Below are 1,506 nucleotides of genomic sequence, written 5' to 3' on the forward strand. Positions count from 1 at the left end.
CATAGCCGTCAATTTAAGCCCAAAAAAATGTTTTAAGCGCAAGAATCGAAACATCAAAATTGAGTCAATTATTGCAAAGGCTTAATTCAGAGGTATTTAATGAGGGAGTTTTGGATAAACTTGCTAAGACATCGGGAGCGATAAAACGGGTACGAAAGATTACCGGCAGTCAATTGGCTGATTTGTTGATGTTTGATGCCGGCGAATCTCTGAATGGGATGAGTATGCAATTAACGCTCCGACACGGATTGTCCATCTCGAAACAAGCCCTGCATCAAAAGTTTAATAAAGACATGGTTAGTTTTATGAAGCAGATATTCGAGACCCTGATAGCAGTCGAATTACCCGATCAGGAGATACAAGGTCTTGACATCACTATTAAAGACGCAACACGTTTTGCTTTGCCGGACTGTATGGTGGAAGAACTGCCCGGTCTTGCCGGTTCGGGAATGAAGGCTGGTGCGGCTGTTCAATTCGAATTTGGCCTTAAAAGCGGCAAGGCCAGTATCGGATTAACAGCTGCCAGGGTGAATGACCAAAGCGAAAGCCGCAGAGACCAGCAGGAGGTTCGATCCGGAGAACTTTATTTACGGGACTTAGGCTATGCCCATATCGGTTATATGAACAATATCGACAAACAATCTGCTTTTTTTGTCAATAAATTAAACCCTCAAACACTGGTTTATACGCAATGTAACGGGTTTTATGAACTATTAGATCTCGATCTGATAAGAGGTATAACCGATATGCAGGTCTACATCGGTAAGGAAAAGTTACCGGTACGGCTCATTATCGAGCCGGTAGATGAGGTAGTAAAGGCATCCCGGATCGAAAGGGTCAATAAGTACAATAAAAAGAAAGGACTAACAACTTCCGACCGGTTTAAACAACGGGCAGGTTTCAACTTCATTATATCGAATCTTGATAAGGATGTTTACGAAACATTGTTACTACAAAAGCTCTACCACCTGCGCTGGCAGGTCGAACTGGTTTTTAAAGCCTGGAAATCATTGATGAAATTACACGTGATGGGCACAGGTTGTGTACACCGGATATGGTGCAAGCTCTACGGCAAATTGATCTGGGTAATGCTTGGCTGGAAGATCACGATGTCTGTAGGTAAGGTTGGCCAGATCAGTTTGCTAAAGATGTATGGAATGATAGCTTCTACACGCGAGGCATTACGTCAGCAAGTATGGAAAATTAACGATAACTGGATTGAATTGGTGAGCAGAGTACCTATAACAAAACTGCTTAAAGAACAACGAAAAGGTAGGTTAAAAATAGAAGAAATTATATTAAGTATTTGATAGTCAAATAAATATGACGTATATTAAAGTATTAAAAAGCAAAGGCGGGCCAATTGCTAAACCACCCGCCTTTAAAAATGATAAAAATAGTATGAGCGCAAAAATACATAGTTTGCCTTTACGGCAAACTACGCTCTGTTCAAATTATGGTTGTCCTGCGTTTATTGGGGCTTCTGTGCTTAAGTTGACGGCTATG

2 protein-coding genes are annotated in these 1,506 nt (G+C 41.2%); both read left to right on the forward strand.

From position 1 onward, the window contains the following. The first annotated feature begins 71 nt into the window (after positions 1–71). A complete protein-coding gene (locus BMX56_RS29775) occupies positions 72–1,310 on the forward strand; it encodes an IS4 family transposase (protein ID WP_090653368.1) in 1,239 nt (412 codons plus the stop codon). A gap of 13 nt (positions 1,311–1,323) precedes the next feature. Continuing rightward, positions 1,324–1,506: hypothetical protein (locus tag BMX56_RS30440; protein WP_218152515.1), on the forward strand; the 183-nt coding region annotated here is incomplete at its 3' end.

The organism is Mucilaginibacter sp. OK283, from assembly GCF_900110415.1.
Classification (GTDB): domain Bacteria; phylum Bacteroidota; class Bacteroidia; order Sphingobacteriales; family Sphingobacteriaceae; genus Mucilaginibacter.